We start from the raw sequence: 4,152 nt of genomic DNA on the forward strand, positions 1-4,152 counted from the left end.
GCCCGAGGGGCGTCTTATCGCCCCTAAACCCGCGGAATGGGGGCGTCTACGCGCCCCTCGCGGTGCAGAGGCCTCCGCCTCACGGGCTGAGCCCCCGCACATGCCGCCCGAGGGGCGTCTTATCGCCCCTAAACCCGCGGAATGGGGGCATTTACGCGCCCTTCGACTGTGCGGCCGAGCGCGCGGTCGTCGCGTAACCCTCGCTCTGCCGGGACGGCCGAGCACGCGCCCGGCCGTTAGGGTGTCCGTGTGAGCGAGAGCGGGCGGGCACCGGGTGTGCGGGAGGTCGCGGCGGCGGCCGGCGTGTCGCGCCAGACCGTGTCCCGCGTGCTCAACGACCATCCGAGCATCCGCCCGGCGACGCGCGAGCGTGTGCTGAGCGCGATGGCGGACCTCAACTTCCGGCCCAATCGCGCCGCGCGCATGCTGACCACCGCGCGTTCGCGCACCATCGGGGTGCTGGCGTCGTCGGCCTCTTCGTTGTTCGGGCCGGCGTCGAGCATCGACGCGGTCGAGCAGGCGGCTCGGGAGGCCGGCTACTTCGTGACCGTGGCGCATGCGGCCTCCCTCGATGGCGCAGAGCTCGCCGCGGCGCTCGACCATCTCGGCGCCCAGTCCGTCGAGGGCGTGGTCGTGATCGCTCCGCAGCGAGCGGTGCAGGAGGCCATGTCCGCGCTGTCGCTGTCGGTGCCGTCCGTGACGCTGCACGGCGCGGGCGTCGTCGGCGACGAGGGAGTCTTCGTGGACCAGTTCGAGGGGGCGCGCCTCGCCACGCGCCACCTGATCGAGCGCGGGCACGTACGCATCGCGCACCTGAGCGGCCCCGGGGACTGGTCGGAGGCGCGGGCGCGCCGCGACGGCTTCGTCGCCGAGGCCGCCTCGGCCGGCCTGGAGGCGGTGGTCTCGCGCGAGGGCGACTGGACAGCCGCCTCCGGCGCCGCCATCGGGGCGGAACTGCTGGCCGGGGGATCCGCGCCGACCGGCATCTTCTCGTCGAACGACCAGATGGCGCTCGGCGTTCTGCATGCGGCGCGGCAGCTGGGGCTGCGGGTGCCGGACGACCTTGCGCTCGTCGGGTTCGACGACATCCCGGAGGCCGCCTTCTTCGCGCCGCCGCTGACGACGATCCGTCAGGACTTCGCCGAACTGGGCCGCCGCTGCGTCGCGCGACTGGTCGCGCTGATCGAGGGGCGGGAGCTCGCGTTCGCCGCGCCCGTAGCGCCTGTGCTGGTGCAACGCGACTCCGCATGAGGGGGCGTCGAAGGGCGTCGTAATGCCCCTTCGCGCGTGTTTTAGGGGCGTTTACGCGCCCCTTGGCGATGGGATATGCTCTTTCGAAGTAATGTGACCGGTCACAAGGAAGTGGGACGAACCATGGCCGCCGACAACGCCGCCGCAGCCACCGAATCCGGCACGGCCGCCCCCGGCACACGCGGCCGGGCCGCGATCCTCGCCGGACGCACGGCCCTCGGCATCGAGTTCGGCTCCACGCGCATCAAAGCCTGCCTGGTCGACGCCGACGACCCCGCGACCGTGCTCGCCGTCGGCGTCCACGACTGGGAGAACGAGTTCGTCGACCGGATGTGGACCTACTCGCTCGACGCGGTGTGGTCCGGACTGCAGGCCGCGTACGCCGATCTCCTCGCCGACGCCGACCGGCGTCACTCCGCCGCACCCCGCACCTTCGCCGCGATCGGCGTCTCCGCGATGATGCACGGCTACCTCGCGTTCGACGCCGACGGCGAGCTGCTGGTCCCGTTCCGCACCTGGCGCAACACCACGACCGGCGCCGCGAGCGCCGAACTGAGCGAGCTGTTCGGCGTCAACATCCCGCTGCGCTGGTCGATCGCGCACCTCCACCAGGCCGTGCTCGACGGGGAGCCGCATGTGGCGCGGCTGCGCTCGATCACCACGCTCGCCGGGTACGTGCACGAGAGGCTCACCGGCCGCCGGGTCCTGGGCGTCGGCGACGCGTCCGGGATGTTCCCGATCGACGCGGCGACCGGCACCTACGACGCCACGCTCGCCGCCCGCTACGACGCTCTCGCCGCCACGCGCGCCGAGCTGCCCGCGCTCGTCGAGCTCCTGCCCGAGGTCGTCGCGGCCGGCGGGGCAGCCGGTGAGCTGACCGCCGAGGGCGCGGCGCTCCTCGACCCGACCGGATCGCTCCAGGCCGGCATCCCGCTCTGCCCTCCGGAGGGCGACGCGGGCACCGGGATGGTCGCCACGAACTCCGTCGCCCCCCGCACCGGCAACGTCAGCGCGGGGACGAGCATCTTCGCGATGGTCGTCTTGGAGCGCCCGCTCGAGCGCGTCCACCACGAACTCGACCTGGTGACCACCCCGGCCGGCGATCCGGTCGCGATGGTGCACTGCAACAACGGAGCGAGCGAACTGTCGGCCTGGGCGGCGCTGTTCGGGCGGTTCGCCGAGGCGGCCGGAGCCCCGGTCGCGGCGGACGCGGTCTTCGAGACGCTGTTCGGGGAGGCGCTGACCGGCGAGGCCGACGCGGGAGGCCTCCTGGCGTACAACTACCTCGCGGGTGAGCCGATCACCGGCCTGGCAGAAGGCCGCCCGCTCGTCGTCCGCACGCCCGACAGCCGCCTGACGCTCGGCAACTTCATGCGTGCGCAGCTCTACGGCGTGTTCGGCACGCTCGCGCTGGGCATGCGCGTGCTGGACGGCGAGGGCGTCGGCCTCGACCGGATGTTCGCGCACGGCGGCATGTTCCGCACGGCGGGCGTCGCCCAGCGTTTCCTGGCCGGCGCGCTGGACGCCCCCGTCTCCGTCGCCGAGACCGCGTCGGAGGGCGGCGCCTGGGGCATCGCCGTGCTCGCGGCCTACCTCGAGGCGGCGCGCGAAGGGATGACGCTCGACGCGTACCTGCACCGCCGCGTCTTCGGCGGCTTCGTCTTCGAGACGGCCGAGCCGCACCCCGACGATGTCGCCGGCTTCGCCGCGTACCTCGACCGCTATCGGGACGGCCTCGGTGCCGAACGCTCGGCCGTCGACTCCATCGCTCTGAAGGGAGCCCAATGATGACCACCGACCTCGAGACGCCCGCCGTCCGCCGTGTCCGGGAGCAGGTCGCAGCCCTGCACGCCGAACTGGTGCGCTACGGCCTCGTCGTCTGGACCGGCGGCAACGTCTCCGGGCGGGTGCCGGGCGAGGACCTTTTCGTCATCAAGCCGAGCGGTGTCGACTACGACGACCTCGCTCCGGAGAACATGATCCTCTGCACCCTCGACGGTGCGGTGGTCCCCGGCTCGATCGGCTCCGAGCGCTCGCCCTCCAGCGACACGGCCGCACACGCCTACGTCTACCGCACCCTCCCGGAGGTGGGCGGGGTCGTCCACACCCACTCCACGTATGCGACAGCGTGGGCTGCGCGCGCCGAGCCGATCCCGTGCGTCATCACCGCGATGGCCGACGAGTTCGGCGGGGAGATCCCGGTCGGCCCGTTCGCCATCATCGGCGACGACTCGATCGGCCGCGGCATCGTCGCCACCCTGCGCGGCCACCGCAGCCGTGCGGTGCTGATGCAGAACCACGGCGTCTTCACGATCGGCCGCGATGCGCGCGACGCCGTCAAGGCGGCCGTGATGGCGGAGGACGTGGCGCGCACCGTCCACATCGCCCGCCAGGGCGGCGAGCTCGTCCCGATTCCGCAGGAGGCCGTCGACAGCCTCTTCGACCGCTACCAGAACGTCTACGGACAGAACCCGGAAGGAACCTTCTCCTGATGCCGAAGCTCAGCACCTCCCTCGATCACTACGAGGTCTGGTTCCTCACCGGCAGCCAGCACCTGTACGGTCCGGAGACGCTCGCCCAGGTGGCCGAGCAGTCGCGCACCATCGCCGATCAGCTCGGGGCGTCCGCCGACGTGCCGGTCCGCGTGGTCTGGAAGCCGGTGCTCACCGACTCCGACGCCATCCGCCGCACCGCGCTGGAGGCCAACGCCGACGACGCCGTCATCGGCCTGGTCGCGTGGATGCACACCTTCAGCCCCGCGAAGATGTGGATCGCCGGCCTCGACGCCCTCCAGAAGCCGTTGCTGCACTTCCACACGCAGGCGAACGTCGAACTGCCGTGGGGCGAGATCGACTTCGACTTCATGAACCTCAACCAGGCCGCGCACGGCGACCGCGAGTT

The 4,152-nt window shown here is 72.2% G+C and carries 3 protein-coding genes and 1 pseudogene; all 4 read left to right on the forward strand.

Annotated features, from left to right (window positions below; all coding sequences use genetic code 11):
* Positions 1 to 249 precede the first annotated feature (249 nt).
* Positions 250 to 1,251 (forward strand): LacI family DNA-binding transcriptional regulator, encoded by a 1,002-nt coding sequence (locus Q0Q23_RS19825; protein ID WP_295128457.1) that lies wholly within the window; start codon positions 250 to 252, stop codon positions 1,249 to 1,251.
* A 123-nt stretch (positions 1,252 to 1,374) separates the two neighbouring features.
* Positions 1,375 to 3,039 carry a xylulokinase gene (locus Q0Q23_RS19830; protein ID WP_295128460.1) on the forward strand — a complete coding sequence of 555 codons (1,665 nt, stop codon included), beginning with the start codon at positions 1,375 to 1,377 and terminating at the stop codon, positions 3,037 to 3,039.
* On the forward strand, positions 3,039 to 3,743 hold the full coding sequence (locus tag Q0Q23_RS19835; RefSeq protein ID WP_295128463.1) for an L-ribulose-5-phosphate 4-epimerase: 705 nt from the start codon (positions 3,039 to 3,041) through the stop codon (positions 3,741 to 3,743). The genes Q0Q23_RS19830 and Q0Q23_RS19835 overlap by 1 nt, the downstream gene beginning before the upstream one ends.
* Positions 3,743 to 4,152: pseudogene (locus Q0Q23_RS19840) on the forward strand (L-arabinose isomerase); the annotation flags it as partial. The gene Q0Q23_RS19835 and the pseudogene Q0Q23_RS19840, both read left to right, overlap by 1 nt.

Source organism: uncultured Leifsonia sp., assembly GCF_945957465.1.
Lineage (GTDB): Bacteria > Actinomycetota > Actinomycetes > Actinomycetales > Microbacteriaceae > Leifsonia.

Bases quoted from the DNA above. Each gene is read 5' to 3' on its own strand.
- Q0Q23_RS19830 (WP_295128460.1), top strand. From the start codon at position 1,375: ATGGCCGCCGACAACGCCGCCGCAGCCACCGAATCCGGCACGGCCGCC.
- Q0Q23_RS19835 (WP_295128463.1), top strand. From the start codon at position 3,039: ATGACCACCGACCTCGAGACGCCCGCCGTCCGCCGTGTCCGGGAGCAG.